The sequence below is a fragment of the Serratia sp. S4 genome, from assembly GCF_000347995.1.
Classification (GTDB): domain Bacteria; phylum Pseudomonadota; class Gammaproteobacteria; order Enterobacterales; family Enterobacteriaceae; genus Serratia; species Serratia quinivorans.
The window spans coordinates 3,796,190-3,816,749 of record NZ_KB661120.1; the positions used below are offsets into that span (position 1 = coordinate 3,796,190).

The 20,560-nt window shown below is 55.7% G+C and carries 22 protein-coding genes; 9 read left to right on the plus strand and 13 right to left on the minus strand.

The window, feature by feature from the left end:
- Positions 1-2 precede the first annotated feature (2 nt).
- The 5 genes from cysZ to crr all read left to right on the plus strand — a co-directional run bounded on the left by cysZ (position 3) and on the right by crr (position 4,903).
- Positions 3-764 carry a sulfate transporter CysZ gene (gene cysZ, locus SERS4_RS0118415; RefSeq protein ID WP_017893583.1) on the plus strand — a complete coding sequence of 254 codons (762 nt, stop codon included), beginning with the start codon at positions 3-5 and terminating at the stop codon, positions 762-764.
- Positions 765-948: 184 nt separating this feature from the next.
- Positions 949-1,917, plus strand: coding sequence for a cysteine synthase A (gene cysK / locus SERS4_RS0118420; protein ID WP_017893584.1), 969 nt, complete (start codon positions 949-951; stop codon positions 1,915-1,917).
- A gap of 395 nt (positions 1,918-2,312) precedes the next feature.
- Complete coding sequence (gene ptsH, locus SERS4_RS0118425) at positions 2,313-2,570, plus strand: phosphocarrier protein Hpr (RefSeq protein WP_004936458.1); 258 nt, start codon at positions 2,313-2,315, stop codon at positions 2,568-2,570.
- Between the two features lie 46 nt (positions 2,571-2,616).
- Entirely contained in the window at positions 2,617-4,344 is a 1,728-nt protein-coding gene (gene ptsI, locus SERS4_RS0118430; RefSeq protein ID WP_017893585.1) for a phosphoenolpyruvate-protein phosphotransferase PtsI, read from the plus strand.
- Positions 4,345-4,393: 49 nt separating this feature from the next.
- The gene (crr, locus tag SERS4_RS0118435) at positions 4,394-4,903 is read left to right on the plus strand and encodes a PTS glucose transporter subunit IIA (RefSeq protein WP_012146162.1); all 510 of its coding nucleotides are present in this window, start codon (positions 4,394-4,396) and stop codon (positions 4,901-4,903) included.
- A gap of 75 nt (positions 4,904-4,978) precedes the next feature.
- Here the strand turns inward: crr and SERS4_RS0118440 are convergent, their stop codons facing one another.
- From SERS4_RS0118440 to SERS4_RS0118485, 10 genes are all read right to left on the minus strand, one after another.
- The gene (locus SERS4_RS0118440; protein WP_026142475.1) at positions 4,979-6,301 is read right to left on the minus strand and encodes an ATP-binding protein; all 1,323 of its coding nucleotides are present in this window, start codon (positions 6,299-6,301) and stop codon (positions 4,979-4,981) included.
- Between the two features lie 5 nt (positions 6,302-6,306).
- Positions 6,307-6,987 carry a response regulator transcription factor gene (locus tag SERS4_RS0118445; RefSeq protein ID WP_012146164.1) on the minus strand — a complete coding sequence of 227 codons (681 nt, stop codon included), beginning with the start codon at positions 6,985-6,987 and terminating at the stop codon, positions 6,307-6,309.
- 453 nt (positions 6,988-7,440) lie between these two features.
- Entirely contained in the window at positions 7,441-8,322 is an 882-nt protein-coding gene (gene cysM, locus SERS4_RS0118450; protein ID WP_012146165.1) for a cysteine synthase CysM, read from the minus strand.
- Between the two features lie 82 nt (positions 8,323-8,404).
- Positions 8,405-9,493 (minus strand): sulfate/thiosulfate ABC transporter ATP-binding protein CysA, encoded by a 1,089-nt coding sequence (gene cysA / locus SERS4_RS0118455; RefSeq protein ID WP_012146166.1) that lies wholly within the window; start codon positions 9,491-9,493, stop codon positions 8,405-8,407.
- Positions 9,483-10,358, minus strand: coding sequence for a sulfate/thiosulfate ABC transporter permease CysW (gene cysW / locus SERS4_RS0118460; protein ID WP_017893587.1), 876 nt, complete (start codon positions 10,356-10,358; stop codon positions 9,483-9,485). Before cysW ends, cysA begins: the two co-directional genes overlap by 11 nt.
- Positions 10,358-11,191 (minus strand): sulfate/thiosulfate ABC transporter permease CysT, encoded by an 834-nt coding sequence (cysT, locus tag SERS4_RS0118465; protein ID WP_012146168.1) that lies wholly within the window; start codon positions 11,189-11,191, stop codon positions 10,358-10,360. Before cysT ends, cysW begins: the two co-directional genes overlap by 1 nt.
- Positions 11,191-12,213 (minus strand): sulfate ABC transporter substrate-binding protein, encoded by a 1,023-nt coding sequence (locus SERS4_RS0118470; protein WP_017893588.1) that lies wholly within the window; start codon positions 12,211-12,213, stop codon positions 11,191-11,193. Before SERS4_RS0118470 ends, cysT begins: the two co-directional genes overlap by 1 nt.
- Positions 12,214-12,414: 201 nt before the next feature.
- The gene (locus SERS4_RS0118475) at positions 12,415-13,314 is read right to left on the minus strand and encodes a Dyp-type peroxidase (protein WP_012146170.1); all 900 of its coding nucleotides are present in this window, start codon (positions 13,312-13,314) and stop codon (positions 12,415-12,417) included.
- 168 nt (positions 13,315-13,482) lie between these two features.
- Entirely contained in the window at positions 13,483-14,067 is a 585-nt protein-coding gene (locus SERS4_RS0118480) for an RpoE-regulated lipoprotein (protein WP_012146171.1), read from the minus strand.
- Positions 14,068-14,200: 133 nt separating this feature from the next.
- Positions 14,201-14,665, minus strand: coding sequence for a DUF2919 domain-containing protein (locus tag SERS4_RS0118485; RefSeq protein WP_012146172.1), 465 nt, complete (start codon positions 14,663-14,665; stop codon positions 14,201-14,203).
- 175 nt (positions 14,666-14,840) lie between these two features.
- Here SERS4_RS0118485 and SERS4_RS0118490 point away from each other — a divergent pair, with 175 nt between their 5' ends.
- Positions 14,841-15,239 (plus strand): YgiW/YdeI family stress tolerance OB fold protein, encoded by a 399-nt coding sequence (locus tag SERS4_RS0118490; RefSeq protein WP_017893589.1) that lies wholly within the window; start codon positions 14,841-14,843, stop codon positions 15,237-15,239.
- A gap of 43 nt (positions 15,240-15,282) precedes the next feature.
- Here the strand turns inward: SERS4_RS0118490 and SERS4_RS0118495 are convergent, their stop codons facing one another.
- Positions 15,283-15,708, minus strand: coding sequence for a GNAT family acetyltransferase (locus SERS4_RS0118495; RefSeq protein ID WP_012146174.1), 426 nt, complete (start codon positions 15,706-15,708; stop codon positions 15,283-15,285).
- 205 nt (positions 15,709-15,913) lie between these two features.
- On the opposite strand from SERS4_RS0118495, the gene amiA reads away from it, so the two are divergent.
- The 3 genes from amiA to SERS4_RS0118510 all read left to right on the plus strand — a co-directional run bounded on the left by amiA (position 15,914) and on the right by SERS4_RS0118510 (position 18,258).
- Positions 15,914-16,813, plus strand: a complete 900-nt coding sequence (amiA, locus tag SERS4_RS0118500; protein ID WP_017893590.1) for an N-acetylmuramoyl-L-alanine amidase AmiA — start codon at positions 15,914-15,916, stop codon at positions 16,811-16,813.
- Between the two features lie 69 nt (positions 16,814-16,882).
- Positions 16,883-17,803 (plus strand): oxygen-dependent coproporphyrinogen oxidase, encoded by a 921-nt coding sequence (gene hemF, locus SERS4_RS0118505; RefSeq protein ID WP_017893591.1) that lies wholly within the window; start codon positions 16,883-16,885, stop codon positions 17,801-17,803.
- On the plus strand, positions 17,803-18,258 hold the full coding sequence (locus SERS4_RS0118510; protein WP_004947732.1) for a YaiI/YqxD family protein: 456 nt from the start codon (positions 17,803-17,805) through the stop codon (positions 18,256-18,258). Before hemF ends, SERS4_RS0118510 begins: the two co-directional genes overlap by 1 nt.
- Before the next feature lie 17 nt (positions 18,259-18,275).
- Here SERS4_RS0118510 and SERS4_RS0118515 read toward each other — a convergent pair whose 3' ends face one another.
- Together SERS4_RS0118515 and SERS4_RS27460 are read right to left on the minus strand one after the other, a co-directional pair.
- A complete protein-coding gene (locus SERS4_RS0118515; RefSeq protein ID WP_371257925.1) occupies positions 18,276-20,405 on the minus strand; it encodes a TonB-dependent receptor domain-containing protein in 2,130 nt (709 codons plus the stop codon).
- Positions 20,402-20,455 carry a hypothetical protein gene (locus tag SERS4_RS27460; RefSeq protein ID WP_371257926.1) on the minus strand — a complete coding sequence of 18 codons (54 nt, stop codon included), beginning with the start codon at positions 20,453-20,455 and terminating at the stop codon, positions 20,402-20,404. The genes SERS4_RS0118515 and SERS4_RS27460 overlap by 4 nt, the downstream gene beginning before the upstream one ends.
- Between the last annotated feature and the right edge of the window lie 105 nt (positions 20,456-20,560).

Consider the following 20,560-nt stretch of genomic DNA (forward strand, 5'->3'; position numbering starts at 1 on the left):
ATATGTCCTATACGCAGTCACCTTCTCACTCCACCAGCGGCCTGCATTATTTTGCCGAAGGCTGGCGCCTGATTTCACGCCCGGGGATTAAACGCTATGTCGTATTGCCGTTACTGGTCAACGTACTGCTGATGGGGTCCGCCTTCTGGTGGCTGTTCAGCCAGCTCGGCGACTGGATCCCCAGCATGATGAGCCATGTTCCCACCTGGCTGCAGTGGCTTAGCTATTTACTGTGGCCGTTGGCGGTCATTTCCGTACTGCTGGTGTTCAGCTATCTGTTCAGCACCATCACCAACCTGATCGCCGCCCCCTTCTGCGGCCTGCTGGCCGAACACCTCGAGGGCAGCCTGACCGGCAAACCGCTGCCGGACACCGGCATCTTTGGCATTGTGAAAGATTTGCCGCGCATTATGGCGCGTGAATGGCGCAAGCTGACCTACTACCTGCCACGCGCGCTACTGCTGCTGATACTCTATTTCATTCCAGGCATTGGCCAGACGGTGGCACCGGTGCTGTGGTTCCTGTTCAGCGCCTGGATGTTGGCAATCCAGTATTGCGACTATCCGTTCGATAACCACAAGGTAAGCTTCGCCGATATGCGCCGCGCACTGCGTCAGCATAAGACCGACAATCTGCAGTTTGGTGCGATGGTCAGCCTGTTCACCATGATCCCGATCCTCAATCTGGTGATCCTGCCGGTCGCGGTTTGCGGTGCCACGGCGATGTGGGTTGATCGTTACCGCCCACAATTCGTTCGTTCCTGAGCCGTTTTATCGGCCACATTACGATTAATTCTTCGACAGGGCGCGCAATTTGCGCCCTTATCCTTGTGCTTAAAACTTATTTCCTAATAACATATAGATATACCAATTCTTTACTTCCCTGCCGGTACTGTTAGCGTATGCTTTCGACGTTCCCCACATTTTTCATAGAGTTAAAGGACGGGCTATGAGCAAGATATATGAAGACAACTCATTAACGATCGGCCATACGCCGCTGGTTCGTCTGAACCGTATCGGCAACGGACGCATTCTGGCCAAGGTTGAATCACGCAACCCGAGCTTTAGCGTCAAGTGCCGCATCGGTGCCAATATGATTTGGGACGCAGAAAAACGCGGCGTCCTGGTCGCCGGCAAAGAACTGGTGGAGCCAACCAGCGGCAACACCGGTATCGCACTGGCGTTCGTCGCCGCCGCACGCGGCTATAAGCTGACGCTGACCATGCCGGAAACCATGAGCATCGAACGCCGCAAACTGCTCAAGGCGCTGGGCGCCAACCTGGTGCTGACCGAAGGCGCTAAAGGCATGAAAGGCGCGATCGCCAAGGCGGAAGAAATTGTCGCCACCGATCCCAACCGCTACCTGATCCTGCAGCAGTTCAGCAACCCGGCCAACCCGGCGATCCACGAACAAACCACCGGCCCGGAAATCTGGGAAGATACCGATGGCGAAGTTGACGTTTTCATCTCTGGCGTCGGTACCGGCGGTACGCTGACCGGTGTCAGCCGCTATATCAAGAACACCAAAGGCAAGGCGATTACCACCGTGGCGGTCGAACCTACCGACTCACCGGTAATCACCCAGGCGCTGAATGGTGAAGAAATCAAACCGGGCCCGCACAAGATTCAGGGCATCGGCGCAGGTTTTATCCCAGGCAACCTGGAGCTCGACCTGGTTGACCGTGTCGAGCAAATCACCAACGACGAAGCCATCAGCATGGCACGCCGCCTGATGGACGAAGAAGGGATTCTGGCAGGCATTTCCTCCGGTGCCGCCGTGGCCGCAGCGGTGAAACTGGCTGAAGAACCAGAGTTCGCCGACAAAACCATCGTGGTGATCTTACCTTCCTCCGGCGAGCGCTATTTGAGCACCGCCCTGTTCGCCGATTTGTTCACCGAACAAGAATTGCAACAGTAGTGCCAGCCGCGCACTAATCGCTAAAAAAGCACCTTACGGGGTGCTTTTTTGTGGACTGGATCAAAGTTTATAGCAGTCGAAGATTGATTTTACCCGCCAGCTTTAGTATTTAACGGTGCATTATTTCGATGCGCGAAATTAATCACTCTCCATTCGTTGTTTAGGCTGAATCGATTTACTCGTTTGTCGCGGATGCGGTAAACACGGCATAATGGAGAGCGGATTTAAACGACGGCAGAAGCCGGTTTTTTTGATCTGAAGTGCCAAACTCGTCGTTTTCTGTTGCATCAATGCTCGCCCCTGTACCATAGTCAGGCGCTAACCAGACAAGCTAAAGTCATACCCTTGGGCTAAACTTTAGCTCCACAACACACCAATAAGTTGGGGAAACATCAATGTTCCAGCAAGAAGTTACTATTACCGCTCCGAATGGTCTGCACACTCGCCCTGCCGCTCAGTTCGTGAAAGAAGCCAAAGGCTTCACGTCTGACATCACCGTGACCTCTAACGGTAAAAGCGCCAGCGCCAAAAGCCTGTTCAAACTGCAAACTCTGGGGCTGACTCAAGGGACCGTAGTGACCATCTCCGCTGAAGGTGAAGACGAGCAGAAAGCCGTTGAACACTTGGTAAAACTGATGGCAGAGCTTGAGTAATCGGCCCGTCTTCTTAGTTAACACCAGTCAAGAGTAAGGTAGGGTTATGATTTCAGGCATTTTAGTATCACCGGGTATCGCTTTTGGTAAGGCTCTCCTACTGAAAGAAGATGAAATTGTCATCAACCGGAAGAAAATCTCTGCAGACGCTGTAGAGCAGGAAGTCCAACGTTTTCTTGATGGCCGCGCCAAGGCATCCGCGCAGTTGGAAGTGATCAAGACCAAAGCTGGCGAAACCTTCGGCGAAGAGAAAGAAGCTATCTTCGAAGGCCATATCATGCTGTTGGAAGACGAAGAGCTTGAGCAGGAAATCATAGCCCTAATCAAAGACGATCTGGCTTCTGCGGACGCGGCTGCCTACACCATCATCGAAGGCCAGGCGAAAGCGCTGGAAGAACTCGACGATGAGTACCTGAAAGAGCGTGCGGCCGACGTACGTGACATCGGTAAACGCCTGCTGCAGAACATTCTGGGCCTGGCAATCGTCGATCTGAGCTCAATTCAGGACGAAGTGATCCTGGTTGCTACCGATTTGACCCCGTCTGAGACCGCGCAGTTGAACCTGGACAAGGTTCTGGGCTTCATCACCGATCTCGGCGGCCGTACTTCACACACCTCCATCATGGCGCGCTCCCTGGAATTGCCGGCAATCGTGGGCACCAGCGACGTGACCAAGCAGGTGAAGAACGACGACTACCTGATTCTGGACGCGGTTAACAATAAAATTTACGTTAACCCAACCGCTGACGTTATCGATCAGTTGAAAGCCGAACAGAACCAGTACGTGACCGAGAAAAACGATCTGGCCAAGCTGAAAGACCTGCCGGCAATTACGCTGGACGGGCATCAGGTTGAAGTCTGTGCCAACATCGGCACCGTGCGCGACGTCGCAGGTGCAGAGCGCAACGGCGCTGAAGGTGTCGGCCTGTATCGTACCGAATTCCTGTTCATGGACCGCGACTCACTGCCGACCGAAGACGAGCAGTTCCAGGCCTATAAAGCCGTTGCGGAAGCCGTGGGCTCACAGGCAGTGATCGTACGCACCATGGACATCGGCGGCGACAAAGACCTGCCGTACATGAACCTGCCGAAAGAAGAGAACCCGTTCCTCGGCTGGCGCGCCATCCGTATCGCCATGGATCGCAGAGAAATCCTGCACGCGCAGCTGCGTGCCATCCTGCGCGCCTCCGCGTTCGGCAAATTGCGCATCATGTTCCCGATGATCATTTCGGTAGAAGAAGTTCGCGATCTGAAAGGCGAAATCGAGACGCTGAAAGCGCAATTGCGTGAAGAAGCCAAGGCGTTTGACGAAACAATTGAAGTGGGCGTGATGGTGGAAACACCGGCCGCGGCGGTGATTGCTCATCACCTGGCGAAAGAAGTCGACTTCTTTAGTATTGGGACAAACGATCTAACCCAGTATACTCTGGCGGTAGATCGCGGCAACGAGCTGATTTCTCATCTCTATAACCCGATGTCCCCATCAGTGCTTGGCCTGATCAAACAGGTTATTGATGCATCTCATGCAGAAGGCAAGTGGACCGGTATGTGCGGTGAACTGGCTGGTGATGAGCGTGCTACACTGTTGTTATTGGGCATGGGGCTGGATGAGTTCAGCATGAGTGCGATTTCAATCCCGCGCATCAAGAAAATTATACGTAATACTAATTTCGAAGATGTGAAGGCGTTGGCAGCGCAAGCCTTGGCACAGCCAACGGCGCAAGATCTGATGAATTGCGTGAATAAATTCATCGAAGAAAAGACGCTCTGCTAAACTTCCACGACACTGGAACGCCGCCCAATTTAATGCTTAGGAGAAGATCATGGGTTTGTTCGATAAATTGAAATCTCTGGTTTCTGATGACAAGAAAGACACGGGCACTATCGAGATCGTAGCTCCACTTTCTGGCGAAATCGTTAATATCGAAGATGTACCTGACGTAGTATTCGCTGAAAAAATCGTTGGCGACGGTATTGCCATCAAACCAACGGGCAACAAAATGGTTGCTCCGGTTGACGGCACCATCGGTAAAATTTTCGAAACCAACCATGCTTTCTCTATCGAATCCGACAGCGGCATCGAGCTGTTTGTCCACTTCGGTATCGACACCGTTGAACTGAAAGGCGAAGGCTTCAAACGCATCGCTGAAGAAGGCCAACGCGTCAAGAAAGGTGATGTGGTTATCGAGTTCAATCTGGCCCTGCTGGAAGAGAAAGCCAAGTCTATCCTGACGCCGGTGGTTATCTCCAACATGGACGAGATCAAAGAACTGATCAAACTGACCGGTAACGTCACCGTTGGTGAGACCCCGATCATCCGCATCAAGAAGTAATAGCGGATGAACGCAAGAACGGCGCCCTCGGCGCCGTTTTTTTATGTCTGTCATTCAAGCCAATCGCAACAGCAATTAACTCCAGCGCGGAATTCGCAGGGTAATCACTAGCCCTTCCCGTTCGCCGTTACGCGCCTCAACCTGACCACCGTGCGCCAGAACCACCTTGCGGGTGATCGCCAGTCCCAGCCCGTAGCCCTTGCCTGACATTGCCGATTTTACCCTGACGAACGGATCAAAAATGCTGGAAATTTTTGACTCTTCCACACCCGGCCCCTGATCGCTGACCTCAATCTGGAACAACTGCTCGATACGCGTCAGCACCACCGTCACCCGCTGTCCGTGGCTGGAGAAACGCAACGCATTACGCACAATATTATCCACCGCCCGCCGCATCAGTTCGGCATTGCCCTTGACGGTGTAATCCACGTCCGAGCTGGCCTGCAGCACGATGTCTACGCCGGGGATCTGTGCTTCGTAGCGCGCATCGCTCACCACCGCATCCACCAGCCCGTACAGGTCAAAATACTCTTCATCCGGCAGGCTGTTGCTCTCGGCACGCGACAGCGCCAACAGTTCGCCGATCATTTTATCCAGCCGCCCCGCTTCGTGCTCAATGCGCTGCAGCGAATTCTCTACGTTACCCGCATTCTGCCGCGCCAGGCCAATCGCCAATTGCAAGCGGGCCAGCGGCGAACGCAGTTCGTGCGAAACGTCATGCAGCAACTGCTCACGGGCGCTGACCAACAGCTCCAGCCTTTCCGCCATGCTGTCAAAGTCACGTGCCACCTCTGAAAGCTCGTCATGCCGCCGACGCATCGCCGGGAACAGGCGCACCGACAAGTCGCCCTGTGCCACACGATCAAAACCGTCACGCAGTTTGCGCATCGGCCGGGTCAGGTTCCAGGCCAGTACCGCACTGAACAACAGTCCTGCCAGCCCGCCCACCCACAGCATCGGCGCAGGAATATTGAAGAAATGCGAACGCTTTTTCGGGCGATACTCGTCCCGCAGGCTGCGCATGTCGTAACTCAGCCAATAGCCCTTACCGCCCTCGCCCTCTACCCAGGAGGTGACTGCTTTCGGCATCCGGCGGCTCTCAAACACCGGCTCCTCAGTTACCGGTGCAGGCGGCTTGTCCAGTGGGGTCACGGAAAGCAAGCGCCGGTCATCATCCGACCAGTCTTTCAGCATGGCATCCAGCGCCGGCATTCCGCCGCTGCGCAGCTGCGTGGCGGCCGACGTCAGGTGCAGCCCAATCACCCGTCGGGCCATCGAACTTTCCGGTGGCTCGTAGCGATCGCCATACAAGGAAAAAGCGACCCACAACGCCTGGGTCATGATGATAAAGGTCAGCCAGAAGCCGAGCAGGATTTTCCAGAACAGTCTTCCACGCATAGGCATTATCGGATGCGATAGCCGATGCTGCGCACCGTCTCAATGCTGAGCGCGTTGTCCGTCAACGCCCCCAGCTTCTGGCGGATATTGCTGATATGCACGTCGACGCTGCGATCATAGGCTTCTCGTGGGCGGCCTAAACCTTTTTCTGACAGCTCGTCTTTTGATACCACCCGCTCCGGCGCGCGCAGCAGTAACTCCAACAGGTTGAATTCGGAAGCGGTCAGATCAAACGCCTTGCCGCGCCATTCGCTGCTGCGGGTCGATGGGTTAAGGGTCAGTTCGCCGAAATTAATCGCAATCTCATCGTCCACCTCATCCGGACGCTCGTCGAAGCGGCGCAGTACCGCACGCAGGCGCGCCACCAGTTCCCGGGGATAGCACGGCTTGGGCATATAGTCGTCGGCGCCCATCTCCAGGCCGATAACCCGATCGATGTTATCGCCCTTGGCCGTCAGCATGATGATCGGCATGCGGCTTTTTTTACGCACGTCGCGCAGTACGTCGATGCCACTCATGTCCGGCAGCATGATGTCGAGGATCATCGCGGTGTAATCACCTGACAGCGCGCCTTCCACCCCGGCCTTGCCGGTCAGCACCAGCGTGGCGTTAAAGCCTTCGCCGGTCAGATATTCGCTCAGCATGGTGCCGAGTTCGAGGTCATCATCGACCAATAAAATTTTCATGCCTTGCTCCTTCGCGGATTTTCATCATTTTCACGCCTATTTGTCTGCTTCGCAGCCGGTTTTACTCAATCCTTACATATTCCTGAACGCCACTTACCGCAGCCCGGCCGACGGCGCGTTAAATTAGTGCCAACAGATTTTTGCCGCGCTTTTGTGCCAGGGAAGCCCACCGTTATTGTGGTCGCTATTGCCTGATTTCTCTACTTCAGGGCGCAAGACGGCGAAGAACTTCCCTTTATATCGCCCTGGTGGTCCAAAATAGGACCAGATAAAGGCCCTGGACGTGGCGCTGGGCGATTAACAGCATAAAAGGCAGCGGTAGCCGAGATTGACGACTCAACACAACAGAACGCTCTGAGGGACGCAGAAGAGATATTGGGGGATTTTGATTTCTTCCCGGCGAAACAAGCCGCCGGGATGGATCCACTACAAGCGTTGAAAAGGGGATAACCCTTAAGCAAAAACACCGGTGGAGAGATAACGATCGCCGCGATCGCAGATGATAGCCACGATCACGCTGCCCGGATTGGCCGCCGCAATCTGTAGCGCACCGGCTACTGCTCCGCCGGAGCTGACGCCGCAGAATATACCTTCGCGCTGCGCCAACTGACGCATGGTCTGTTCAGCGTCGGTTTGCTCAATGTCCAGCACCTGATCCACCAGGTCCGGCCGGAAGATCCCCGGCATATAAGCCGGTGCCCAGCGGCGAATGCCGGGAATACTGCTGCCTTCTGCCGGCTGCAGGCCGATAATCTGCACCTGCGGGTTTTGGCTCTTCAGGTAGCCCCCCACTCCGGTAATGGTGCCGGTGGTGCCCATGCTGGAAACGAAATGGGTCACCCGCTGATGGCTCTGCTGCCAGATTTCCGGACCGGTGGTGGTGAAGTGGGCGTAAGGGTTGTCCAGATTATTGAACTGATCCAGCACCTTGCCCTGTCCCTGATTCTGCATTTCCAGCGCCAGATCGCGCGCGCCTTCCATCCCCACTTCGCGGCTGACCAGGATCAACTCTGCGCCATAGGCACGCATCGCCGCCTGACGTTCCAGGCTCATGTTTTCCGGCATCAGCAGGGTCATCGAATAGCCCTTGAGCGCCGCTATCATCGCCAGTGCAATGCCGGTGTTGCCGCTGGTGGCCTCGATCAACCGATCGCCGGGCTTTATCTCACCGCGCAGCTCCGCCTGCTGGATCATCGCCAGCGCGGCGCGATCCTTTACCGAACCCGCCGGGTTATTGCCTTCCAGTTTGAGCCAAACCTCGCTGCCCAGGCCTGCAGCCAGTCGTTGTAATTTTACCAGCGGGGTATTACCGATGCATTGTTCAAGCGTTGTCACGATCTTTGCCTGTGTTGAAGTGCGAAAAGTAAAAAGGCAACCCCAGGGTTGCCTTTAAAATGCTGTTGGGGACTAAAAACTATCAGGCGCTTTTAGCTAACGCAACAGGTTGTAGCAGTTGATCGCCGGCGTACAGGCGCGCATTCAGGCTGCCAACGTAGTAGCGGCCACCGCGTACCGGCGGTTCGTTACCCTCCGGCAGCACCACGCTGATAGGTTCCTGATGCCAGCCAATCGGCTGCACGGTCATCTGCCAGAAATGGCCGCGTGGGCTGACTTCCAGCACCTGCACCGGCAGCGGGCAGCGGTCGCTGCTCTCGGTACCGACTTCCATTTCCCACGGGCGCAGGAACAAGTCCACGCGACCCTGATGCATTGGCTGGAACGACAACGGCCACTGGTGCGCACCGACGAACAGCTGCGAACCGCGGATCTCGCCGCTCAGGCGGTTCACTTCGCCCATAAATTCCAGCACGAAGCGGCTGGCCGGTTCACGTACAATCTCTTCCGGCGAACCGACCTGCTCAATATTGCCCTGGCTCATCACCACGATACGATCGGCGACTTCCATCGCCTCTTCCTGATCGTGGGTGACGAATACGCTGGTAAATTTCAGTTCTTCATGCAGCTGACGCAGCCAGCGGCGCAGCTCTTTACGCACTTGCGCATCCAGCGCGCCGAAGGGTTCATCCAGCAGCAGAATTTGCGGTTCGACCGCCAGTGCACGCGCCAGGGCCACGCGCTGCTTCTGACCACCGGAAAGCTGTGACGGATAACGGTTAGCCAAATGGGCCAACTGCACCATTTCCAGCAACTGGGTCACTTTTTGTTTGATCGCCGCGGCATTCGGGCGCTCACGGCGCGGCAGCACGCTCAGGCCAAAGGCGATATTATCGAACACCGTCATGTGGCGGAACAGCGCGTAATGCTGGAACACGAAGCCCACTCGACGATCGCGGGCATGCACGTGGCTGACGTCGGTGCCGTGGAAGCCCAGCTTGCCGCCGCTCTGGCTTTCCAGCCCGGCGATAATACGCAGCAGCGTGGTTTTACCGGAACCGGACGGCCCCAGCAGTGCCACCATCTCACCGGAGGCAATGTCGAGCGAGATATCGTTCAATACCTTGGTACGACCGAAAAACTTATTGATACCGTTAATCTCAATGCTCATGATTTTCCTCCCGCTCGAGACGTGCATTCTGACGTTCCAGACGCCATTGCAGGCCACTCTTCAAAAATAGGGTCACTATCGCCATCAGGGTCAGCAAACCGGCGGCGGTAAAGGAACCGACCGTGTTGTAATCCTGTTGCAACAACTCAACCTGCAGCGGCAAGCTGAAAGTCTCGCCGCGAATAGAACCGGACACTACCGATACCGCGCCGAACTCACCGATGGCGCGCGCGTTGGTCAATACCACGCCGTACAACAGCGCCCAGCGAATGTTTGGCAAGGTCACCCGGCGGAACATCTGCCATCCGGAAGCCCCCAGCAAAATGGCGGCCTCGTCTTCCTGACTGCCCTGACTTAGCATCATCGGAACCAGCTCACGTACCACGAACGGACAGGTCACGAAAATGGTCACCAGCACCATGCCCGGCCAGGAGAACATCAGCTGGATATTATGCGCATCCAGCCAACCGCCCAGCAGGCCATTACTGCCGTAGAACAACAGGTAAATCAGCCCCGCTACCACCGGCGAAACGGCGAACGGGATGTCGATCAGCGTCAGTAACAGCTGACGCCCCGGAAAGGTGAAACGCGTCACCAGCCAGGCCAACAGCGTGCCGAAAATCAGGTTGAACGGCACGGTAATCAAGGCGATCAGCACCGTCAGCCAGATAGCGTGCAACATGTCGTGATCGACCAGGTTGCCCCACATCACGCCAATACCTTTGGAAAAGGCTTCGGCAAAAATCGAAATGATCGGCACTACCAACAGCAATACCGAAAACAGCACGCCGATACCGATCAGCGTCCACTTGCCCCAGTTGACGCGCGGGCGTTCAACGCCGTTAAACTCAGAGATATCCGCCATCAGTGCCCCCCGATACGTCGGCCAAAGCGGCTCTGCAGAACGTTAATGCTGAACAGCAACAGCAGCGAGGCCGCCAGGATCACCGAGGCAATCGCACTGGCCGCCGGATAATCAAATTCCTGCAAACGAACAAAAATCATCAGCGAGGTCACTTCCGTCTTCCAGGCAATATTGCCGGCGATAAAGATCACCGCGCCAAACTCGCCCAGGCTGCGGGTAAAAGAGATTGCCGTACCGGCCAACAGCGCCGGGGCCAGCTCAGGGATCACCACGCGACGAAAACTCTGCCAGCGAGTCGCGCCCAGGGTTTCTGCCGCCTCTTCATATTCCGGCCCCAGTTCTTCCAGAACCGGCTGTACGGTGCGCACCACGAACGGCAGGCTGGTAAAGGCCATCGCCACGGCAATGCCGAGCCAGGTAAAAGTCACCTTGATGTCAAAATGCGCCAGCCATTGGCCGTACCAGCCAGTGGTGGAAAACAGTCCCGCCAGCGTCAGGCCGGCTACCGCGGTCGGCAGGGCAAACGGCAGATCGATTAGACCGTCCAACAGCGTGCGACCGGGAAAACGATAGCGGGTCAGGATCCAGGCCATCAGCATGCCGAACACCGCGTTAAACAGGCTGGCAACGCCCGCCGCCAGCAGCGTGACTTTATAAGCCGCCACCACCTGCGGATTGGAAATCACTTCCCAATACTGCGCCAGGCTCATCTGCGCCAACTGCATCACCAACGCGCTGAGCGGCAACAACAGGATCAGGCAGGTATAAAACAGGCTGCTCCCCAGGCTGAGGCCAAACCCAGGTAAAACCCGCTTGCTGGTCAACGACAACATTACTTATGCCCTGCGGCTAACAGCTGATCCAACTCGCCACCGGTGGAGAAATGCGTTTTCATCACCTGCGGCCAGCCACCAAACTGATCTTCCACCCGGAACAACTTGGTCTCCGGGAACTGCCCTTTGGCCGCGGCCATCGCCTGTTTGTCGTAAACGCGATAGTAGTAGCTGGTGATAACCTGCTGTGCTGCCGGGCTGTAGAGATAATTCAGATAGTCTTTGGCCGCCTGTTCGGTGCCGTTTCTTGCCACGTTTTTATCGACCCAGGCCACCGGGAACTCCGCCAGAATATCGACCGGCGGCACGATCACCTCGTATTTGTCTTCGCCATACTGCTTGCGAATATTGTTCACTTCCGACTCAAAACTGATCAGCACGTCACCCAGGCCACGCTCGACGAAGGTAGTGGTCGCGCCGCGGCCGCCGGTGTCAAACACCAGAACGTTTTTCAGGAAACGGGTCATAAAGGCGCGGGTTTTGGCCTGATCATTGCCATCCGCCTGATTGGCAGCGCCCCAGGCGGCCAGATAGGTATAACGGCCGTTACCGGAGGTTTTCGGGTTCGGGAACACCAGCTTCACGTCGTCACGCACCAAATCATTCCAGTTATGAATGCCTTTTGGATTGTCCTTACGCACCAGGAAAGCCATGGTGGAATAGAAAGGTGAGCTGTTGTTCGGTAAACGGGTCTGCCAGTCAGCCGGGATCAGTTGGCCGCGATCGTGCAGGATCTGCACGTCGGTGACCTGGTTGTAGGTCACTACGTCGGCGCGCAAGCCCTGCAGGATCGCCAGCGCCTGCTTGGAGGAGCCGGCGTGGGATTGCTTTATGCTCAGCTTGTCGCCCGGATGCTGTTGGTTCCATTGCTGCTCAAAACCTGGGTTCAGCGCGGTAAACAATTCACGGGAAACGTCATAGGAGCTGTTCAGCAATTCGGTTGCCGACAGCGGGCCGCTGGCTAACAGCGCCGCCGCCAACCACCCTTTCAGTACGATATTTTTAACCCGCGTTTGTTTCATTGTGCACCTTATCACTGAGTCAATCCGTCGGGCTTTCGCCCTGATGTTGACCAGTGTATTTATAACTAGGTGCGGAGCTGTAACGCTTTTATATACCGTTTAGTGATTTTCAAGCATCAAACGCTATAAGGCAGGAGCGGAGCGGCATGCCAGAGGGGGGAAGTAAAACCGGAGCCGACGTAGCCTGCCCCGGTAGAGGTATTACAGCGACAGCAGGCGCGTCAGTGATGGCGCAAAGTAATAACTGCCGGTCACCGCACGGCTGAAACGCAGCATCGCGTCGCGTTTGCCGTCCAGATCGCCAAACATGCTCAGCAGTTGCTTTTCGATGTTATGCAGGCGTGCGCAGTAGGCGATGAAATACAGCCCGTGCTTGCCGCTGGCGGTGCCATAAGGCAGGCTTTGGCGCAGGATCTTCAGCCCCTTGCCGTCTTCTTTCAGATCAACGCGGCTGACGTGCGAGGTGTCCGGGCGTTGCTCTGGCGGCAGTTCTTCACTGTCATGTTTGGTACGGCCGATAATCTGCTCCTGCTGTTCAGTGGTGAAACGCTGCCACTGACGCAGGTTGTGTTCGTAACGCTGCACCAGCACATAGCTGCCGCCTGCGTCTTCTTCGCCTTCGGCAATCACCGCCACTTCCGGACGTTGGTCGCCCTGCGGGTTTTCCGTGCCGTCGATAAAGCCGCTCAGGTCACGCTCTTCCACCCAGCGGAAACCGTGGGTTTCTTCTTCAATTTTGATGGCATTGCCGAACGCCGCCAGCGCGGCCTGGGCCAGCGTGAAGTTAACATCATGACGCAGGGATTGAATATGGATCAGCAGGTCGCGCTGGGTGGCCGGTGCCAGCCCTTTGCCGAGCGGAGTGAATGGCTTCAGCTCTTTGGCACCCTGACCGCTGGACAGGTCATGCCAAACGTCATAGCCAAAGGCAACCACCGCGCCCAAATGCGCATCGGGGAACTGCTGTTGCAGCTCGGTCAACGTCTGGCAAAACTGCTTGCAGCCCTGACGAAGTTCGGCAAATTCGCCCTGTACCGTGGCTTCCATAAAAATGGCGAAACGGCAGTGTTCCAGCAAAATGCCGCTCTGAACCTGTGTCATTGTCGTTATCCTCAATAGCAGAATCGGGTAACAGTAGCCTGTTACGAATGCGCAGCATCATACCGCAAGCAGGGGTAATTGCCTTGCCCGAACGCAAAGAAAATAAGGATATCCGTCAAGATGAAGGAAGCTGGGGCGCCGCAGATCGGACGCCCCAAAAAGAAGGGTTTACTGAGGTTTGGCGTGCCAGATGATCTTGCTGACCGTCCAGCTTTTCAACGTGTCATCCGGTGGGATGATGTCCTGCGGGCCAGCCCACTTGCCGTTGAAAATGTAAGTCACGTACTTGCTCTGCTCCGCCACACACTCCACCTTGCCGGCATCGTCGCCATCGGCCGGTTTACAGGCACCGAACGCCTTGCTGTACAGGTCGCTGAACGGCGTGCCAAGTTTGCTGCCCCACTCGGTCGCCACCTTGCTGTCCATCACGTCCACACGCTGCACGTGGCCCTTGGGTTCACCGGTGATCACCAGTTTCACGTCATTGCCGTCCATCGCCTGATAGTAAGAAACTATCTGGCCCTGGCTGGTGGCCATGCCGCCGCGCAGGCGGTAATCGCCTTTCAACCCGTCGTTGATGGCGCTTTCCGACATCGGGGTGCCGGCGTTCAAATCGCCAACGCCCTTGGCGCTGACCTCAAGGCTGCTGCCAAACCAGTTAAGCGGCGACAGGCTCGACCAGGAGAAGTTCGACATCGTCGAACAGCCGGTCAGTAACAGCGGGAGCCCTAACAATAATGGGCGAATATTCATCTCTAGCTCCTTAACATCAAAGGCATGGGCCCGGCGTTTTGCTGCGTGCCAGCCTCTCACAACTGCCCACGCTTCGCCATCGGTTGCGAGCTTGGAGTGCAGAAAATAGGAAAAGTGCCGCCGCAGGCGGCAATTACCCCGCTTCGTTCTGTACGGTAAAGCAGGCTTTCAGCCGCTGGTTCAGCAACAGATAGGCCAGGGCCAGCGCATCAAGCAGTATCAGGACAGCATCCAGCGGTGGCTGATTGTCGGCCTGCTGCCACAGGCTGAACAGCGAACCGCCCAGTGCCGCCAGTAGCGAGAGACAAAGCACCCAACGCCAGGCGCGCCACAATCGTGGCCATTGGTGACGCCGTGGAGCCAACAGAAATGCCAACGCCGCCGGCAACCCCAGCATGATGCCGTACCAGAACCTTTGGGTATCAGGGTAAAACAGCTGCAGCAGCCCTTCACCCTGCTGGCGCGAAGCACCGGCCATCACGAACAAAATCCAGGTCCGGGCCTGTAAAACCAGCACGCCCCAAAACCACAGCGGCAAACGCAGCGCGCCATGATGATCGTAATCGTCGGGGGAAAAACGGTGTGGGAGTGGCTTCAACGTCGATTCCTTGCCAATTTCATTATTATTACTCCTTCAAATGGGAGCCAGATTTATTGTTTTCAATGTACTCGCTTAAGAACCCCTTAAGATTTTCATGCTTTACTTAACCCCATCAAACCAGCAGTCCTGATTGGCAGGGCTTTAATTCGCGATTGAGATAAGGAAGCTTAAGATGAAAAAATATACCCTGGCCGCATTAATCGCGCTGTGCAGCGCACCGGTTCTGGCACAGCAAGGCGGGTTTATCGACCCTGCCGCGCCGCAGACACAAACGCAAAATACCCAACAGGGCGGCTTCTCCGGCCCAAGCGCGGCGCTGACCACGGTAGACAAGGTGAAGTCGATGAGCGATGACACCTGGGTGATGCTGCAGGGCAACATCGAGCAGCGCGTCGGCGACGACACCTATACCTTCCGTGACGCCAGCGGCACCCTGACGGTTGAGATCGACAGAAAACGCTGGAACGGCCAGACCATCACCCCGAAAGATAAAGTGCAGTTGGAAGGGAAAGTGGATAAAGACTGGAGCAGTGTGGAAGTGGATGTGAAGAACATCAAAAAACTGCCTTAACACGCAGCAACGGGCGGTGAAACTTCACCGCCCGAATGACGACTCAATATTCCTGATCTTCGATCAAGCGTTTACCCAGGTTGGTCACGTTCTGGATCTCGTAACCGAGTTTTTCGTACATCTCGATCACCGTGTCGTTGTCTTCACGTACCACCAGCTGGATCTTCGGACACCCACGCGCGATCAGCTTCTTCTCCAGACGGTTAATTAACGCATTGGCAATACCGCGCCCGCGATAATCCGGGTGTACCCCCAGGTAATACGCCGAACCGCGATGGCCATCGTAACCGCCCATCACCGACCCTACGACTTCTCCGCCCACTTCAGCGACCAGAAACAGGCCCGGATCGTGATTCAGTTTGCGCTCGATATCCATCTCAGGATCGTTCCACGGTCGCAGCAGATCGCAGCGCTCCCACAGGGTAATGACTTCTTCAAAGTCGTCTTGCCGAAATACGCGAATTTCCATCGATGTTCGCCGCTGTTAATTAAGATGTTTATCTGATTATCGCGTGATTATTCACTTACGCAATATCAAACTGCGATTTACCCCAGCAATTATCCAGAAATGATCGGTTACCCGCGTAATAAATGGACATAGTTATCAGGTCGATTAATGATTATCAATACGATATAACGTCGCAAAATAGAATTTGTCGACGGAGCGTAGCGTTATGAAAAAGCAGGTTAAACAATTCCTCAATTTTAAGCCGCTCTCCGTTTCCCCCACGCGACGTCAATTACTGCTCTCCGGCCTGGCGTTGGTGCTGCTCGGCAGCAAAAGCCAAAGCGCCGAAGCCGAGTCTGGTGGCATGCTGCGCAACCAACATCCCAAACCGACCGCTAAACCAGCGCCTAAACCCTCCGGCAGCAAAAGGCTGGTGATGATCGACCCTGGCCATGGCGGTATCGACTCCGGCGCGGTTGGCAGCGAAGGCTCACAGGAAAAGCACGTCGTGTTGGATATTGCCAACCACGTCCGCCGCATCCTGCACGAGCAGGAACACGTCGAAGTCCGTCTGACACGGGAAGAAGACGAATTTATCCCGCTGTTCCAACGGGTGGAGATTGCCCACCAGCATCAGGCCGATCTGTTTATCTCGATTCACGCCGACGGTTTTACCAGCCCGGAAGCCTCAGGCGCTTCGGTGTTTGCCCTGTCCAATCGCGGGGCCAGCAGCGCCATGGCGCGTTACCTGTCCAACCGTGAAAACGCCGCCGATGATGTGGCCGGTGGCAAGTACAAAAACCAGGACAACTATCTGCAACAGGTGCTGTTTGATCTGGTGCAGACCGATACCATCAACAACAGCCTGACGCTCGGCCGCCACGTGCTCGGCCAAATCCGGCCGGTTCACCACCTGCACAGCAACAGTACGGAACAGGCGGCATTTGCGGTGCTGAAATCCCCGTCTATCCCGTCGGTGCTGGTCGAAACCTCGTTCATTACCAACCCGGCAGAAGAGCGTCTGCTGGGCACCACCGCATTCCGCGAGAAAATCGCCCGCGCCATTGCCGACGGGGTGATCAGTTTCTTCAGCTATTACGATTCACACCAACGAAAACCCGGCTGATACTGCCAGCCGCGGTGAATAAAGGTATACTCTGCGCCTTGTTCAGTCAGACGCTGTGAATTATCCCGTATGAGTTTATCGACCATCGCAGAAGTAAAATCCTTCCTGCTGGCGCTGCAAGACCGCATCTGCACGCAGTTGGCCCAGGCCGACGGCAGCGCCGTTTTCAACGAAGACCGCTGGACGCGTGAAGAAGGCGGCGGTGGCCGCAGCCGGGTGTTGACCGAGGGTGCGGTGTTCGAACAGGCGGGCGTCAACTTCTCACACGTCTCCGGCGCTACCCTGCCCGCTTCCGCTACCGCGCATCGCCCCGAACTGGCCGGACGCAGTTTCCAGGCGATGGGCGTGTCGCTGGTGATCCATCCGCGTAGCCCTTACATTCCGACCAGCCACGCCAACGTGCGCTTTTTCATTGCGGAAAAGCCGGGCGAAGAGCCGGTGTGGTGGTTTGGCGGCGGCTTTGACCTGACGCCGTTTTATGGCTTTGAAGAAGATGCCGTTCACTGGCACCGCACCGCCGAACGACTGTGTGCGCCCTTCGGTGAGCAGGTCTATCCCAAATACAAAAAGTGGTGCGACGACTATTTCTTTATCAAACACCGTAACGAAGCACGCGGCATCGGCGGCCTGTTCTTTGATGACCTGAACACCCCGGACTTCGCCACCTGTTTCGCGTTTACCCAGGCGGTGGGCGAAGGCTTCCTCGAGGCCTATCTGCCGATCGTAGAGAAACGCAAAACGCTGAGCTGGAGCGATCACGAGCGCCAGTTCCAACTGTATCGTCGAGGCCGCTACGTAGAATTCAATTTGGTCTGGGACCGGGGCACGCTGTTCGGCCTGCAAACCGGTGGCCGCACCGAATCCATCCTGATGTCGATGCCGCCGCTGGTGCGTTGGGAATACAATTATCAACCGGCGGAAGACAGCCCGGAAGCGGCGCTGTACCGTGATTTCCTGCCGGTACGCGATTGGTTGAAGGAGCCGGAATGATGCAGATTTGGGTTGATGCGGACGCCTGTCCCAACGTAATTAAAGAAGTGCTGTTTCGGGCGGCGGAGCGCACCGCAATGTCGGTGACGCTGGTAGCGAACCAGCCGCTGAGAACGCCGCCGTCAAAGCACATCCACACCCTGCAGGTGGCGGCCGGTTTTGACGTGGCGGATAACGAAATCGTGCGCCGCTGTGAGAAAGGCGATTTGGTGATCACCGCCGATATCCCGCTGGCAGCGGAAGTGATAGAAAAAGGGGCAGTGGCGCTGAACCCACGCGGTGAACGTTACACCCCGGACACCATTCGTGAGCGCCTGAACATGCGTGACTTTATGGACACCCTGCGCTCCAGCGGCATCCAGACCGGCGGCCCGAATACGCTGAACCAGCGCGATCGCCAGCAGTTCGCCAATGAGCTGGACAAGTGGTTGCAGCAGGCAAAACGGGCGCAGTAATTGCGCCCGCATTCCGTTTAGAAACGCACCTCGCCGCCGAAGATATAAGTTCGGCCGCGGGCGGTGTTGGTCGGTGAGAAGTCTCTTGATTGCGATGGCATGGCGTTCATCTTGTTCAACGCATCGGAATAGTCTTTGTCCATCAGGTTCTGCACGCTGAATTTTAACAGCAGATTGCGGTTGAACTGATAGGTGCTGTAAAGATCGATAACGGTCGGGATATGCGGCGCAGGCTCTTTCAGCAACTGCTCATTCTCATCGACGTTAGAATCAGGTGAAAGGCGCACAGCCTTGCCGGTGTATTTCACCAGCCCGCCCAGCGTCAATTTCTCATCCAGCAAACGCACACCCGTATCCAGCGTGAAGTACAATTCCGGCAGCTCGCTAATGTCACCGGCACCGAACACATTGCTGGCCTGATTGGTCGGCTGGCTGGTGTGTTCCTTGCTCAGGGACAGTTTGGTGTAGGCAAAACCGGCGTCGTACATCGCCTCCACTTCCACCCCACGCGACCTGACTGGCTCGTATGAGTTGCTGTACATGGTCATGGCGACATTCACATCGGCGTTATCCCATTCCTCCTGACTAGTCTGGGCACGATTACATTTTTGGCGATTACTGCACACCATGTAGCTCTGGCTGGAAATGTAATTTTTGATTTTCGACTCAAAATACACCGCCTTCAGCTGGAAGCTGTCCTGTTTAAACAGCAGGTCATGAGCATTGGCGTTAAAACCCGCCTGATAGGTTTCTGCCGTTTCCCCCTTAAGGAACGGGTTCATCGACTGCCCGCCGCTGTTGGCGAAGAACACTTCCTGAATATTCGGCCCACGCATCGATTTGTTGTAGCTGACGAACGGCTGCAACCACGGTGTTACCTGTGCGGACAACATCACCGCCGGGTTAAAGCCGTGCTCTTTCAAATTGATGTTGCTGGCCCCCTGCGGGAAGCAGGCCACGCGTTCATCACAGGCCGGTTTATAGCCGGAGATATCATAGGCACTGTAGTTCAGGTCAAAATTACCCTGCCAGATGCCGTAATTAAGCTGCAGCCCACTGTAAAGGCTGGCTATATTTTGTTTTCCAGCAATTCCCACCGGCGAACTTTCCGCCTGGCCCTCATCTGTCACCAGCCCGGAGGCGCGCTTCTTGTATTCGTTGCGGATCAGCTTGCCGCCATAGCTAAAGGCAAAGTCGACCTCCTGCAGGCTGAAACGGCTGGTGTTATTGACGTCCAGCGCGTCCGAGATATTTTTTGCGGTGCTGTCGCTAAATCCCGCCATATTATCGGACATAAACTTCTGCTCACCCCGGCTGGTACTGGCAGTCAGATTAAAATCAATCAGCTCTGAAAACGGGGCGTAATGATATTTAATATAGAAGTCATTACTGTCGATATGGCGACGGGTGATCTTGTTTTGATAAGTTCTGGCCGACAGTTCAATACTATTAAAAGCGTCGGGTTTAATATCCACTTTAAATAACTGAGATTTTGGATTCTGGCGATAAGTTTTATCGACATTAAACTCTTCACTGTCAAACCCGGAACCGTTCTTATAATTAGAGGTGATCGAACTGCCGCTGATAGCCGCCATGGCTCCCAGGCTACCGCCTTCGCCGAATGCGCCGGTTTTCCCACCCACGGCGATCATACCGCTGCGGCCAATACCGTTATTGCCTACAGAAAACTTGGTGCGCACGCCAAAAGGATTATCCGAAAACACTACGTCATCCACGCCAATGGTGCGGAAGTTGGCGCTGCCTGCCAGCGCATTGACACCGGCGGATCCCGTCGCATTACCGCGTGCCACATCAACGCCGACGATAAAGTTAGGATCGATCAGCGCACCAAACTGGCTGGTTGGCAAACCGCCATGCGCCGCGTCACTGGGTGAACTGCCATAATAGTTCTGGGTAATGCCATCAACCATGGTATTAACGCGGCCAAAACCGCTCATGCCACGAATATTGACGCTGACCGAACCCTGGCCGGGGTCGATCTGGGTATAAGTGCCAGGCATACTGCGCAGAATGCTGTCCACCGACTCCAGATTTTTATTTTCCCCGCGCGAGCTGAAAGCGCCGGGCTTTTCCAACGCTTCTTTTTCACTGCTGCTGGTACTGCTATCTGCCGCCGAAACATTCAACGGGCTGAAAACGACCTTGCCCTTTCCCTCTTCTGCCCCATTCTGCGCAGCCGTCGCCGCCCCGCTCAGCGCTATTCCCGCGCCGATCAGGCTTACTATTAATTTGATTTTCATATATCCCCAGAAATTGCCAAAAAGATTTTATGGCCGACAAT

What these genes read in the sequence shown, in the direction of transcription:
- cysZ (WP_017893583.1), top strand. Translation starts at nt 3, where the DNA reads ATGTCCTATACGCAGTCACCTTCTCACTCCACCAGCGGCCTGCATTAT.
- cysK (WP_017893584.1), top strand. Translation starts at nt 949, where the DNA reads ATGAGCAAGATATATGAAGACAACTCATTAACGATCGGCCATACGCCG.
- ptsH (WP_004936458.1), top strand. Translation starts at nt 2,313, where the DNA reads ATGTTCCAGCAAGAAGTTACTATTACCGCTCCGAATGGTCTGCACACT.
- ptsI (WP_017893585.1), top strand. Translation starts at nt 2,617, where the DNA reads ATGATTTCAGGCATTTTAGTATCACCGGGTATCGCTTTTGGTAAGGCT.
- crr (WP_012146162.1), top strand. Translation starts at nt 4,394, where the DNA reads ATGGGTTTGTTCGATAAATTGAAATCTCTGGTTTCTGATGACAAGAAA.
- SERS4_RS0118440 (WP_026142475.1), bottom strand. Translation starts at nt 6,301, where the DNA reads ATGCGTGGAAGACTGTTCTGGAAAATCCTGCTCGGCTTCTGGCTGACC.
- SERS4_RS0118445 (WP_012146164.1), bottom strand. Translation starts at nt 6,987, where the DNA reads ATGAAAATTTTATTGGTCGATGATGACCTCGAACTCGGCACCATGCTG.
- cysA (WP_012146166.1), bottom strand. Translation starts at nt 9,493, where the DNA reads ATGAGCATTGAGATTAACGGTATCAATAAGTTTTTCGGTCGTACCAAG.
- cysW (WP_017893587.1), bottom strand. Translation starts at nt 10,358, where the DNA reads ATGGCGGATATCTCTGAGTTTAACGGCGTTGAACGCCCGCGCGTCAAC.
- cysT (WP_012146168.1), bottom strand. Translation starts at nt 11,191, where the DNA reads ATGTTGTCGTTGACCAGCAAGCGGGTTTTACCTGGGTTTGGCCTCAGC.
- SERS4_RS0118470 (WP_017893588.1), bottom strand. Translation starts at nt 12,213, where the DNA reads ATGAAACAAACGCGGGTTAAAAATATCGTACTGAAAGGGTGGTTGGCG.
- SERS4_RS0118475 (WP_012146170.1), bottom strand. Translation starts at nt 13,314, where the DNA reads ATGACACAGGTTCAGAGCGGCATTTTGCTGGAACACTGCCGTTTCGCC.
- SERS4_RS0118480 (WP_012146171.1), bottom strand. Translation starts at nt 14,067, where the DNA reads ATGAATATTCGCCCATTATTGTTAGGGCTCCCGCTGTTACTGACCGGC.
- SERS4_RS0118490 (WP_017893589.1), top strand. Translation starts at nt 14,841, where the DNA reads ATGAAAAAATATACCCTGGCCGCATTAATCGCGCTGTGCAGCGCACCG.
- SERS4_RS0118495 (WP_012146174.1), bottom strand. Translation starts at nt 15,708, where the DNA reads ATGGAAATTCGCGTATTTCGGCAAGACGACTTTGAAGAAGTCATTACC.
- amiA (WP_017893590.1), top strand. Translation starts at nt 15,914, where the DNA reads ATGAAAAAGCAGGTTAAACAATTCCTCAATTTTAAGCCGCTCTCCGTT.
- hemF (WP_017893591.1), top strand. Translation starts at nt 16,883, where the DNA reads ATGAGTTTATCGACCATCGCAGAAGTAAAATCCTTCCTGCTGGCGCTG.
- SERS4_RS0118510 (WP_004947732.1), top strand. Translation starts at nt 17,803, where the DNA reads ATGCAGATTTGGGTTGATGCGGACGCCTGTCCCAACGTAATTAAAGAA.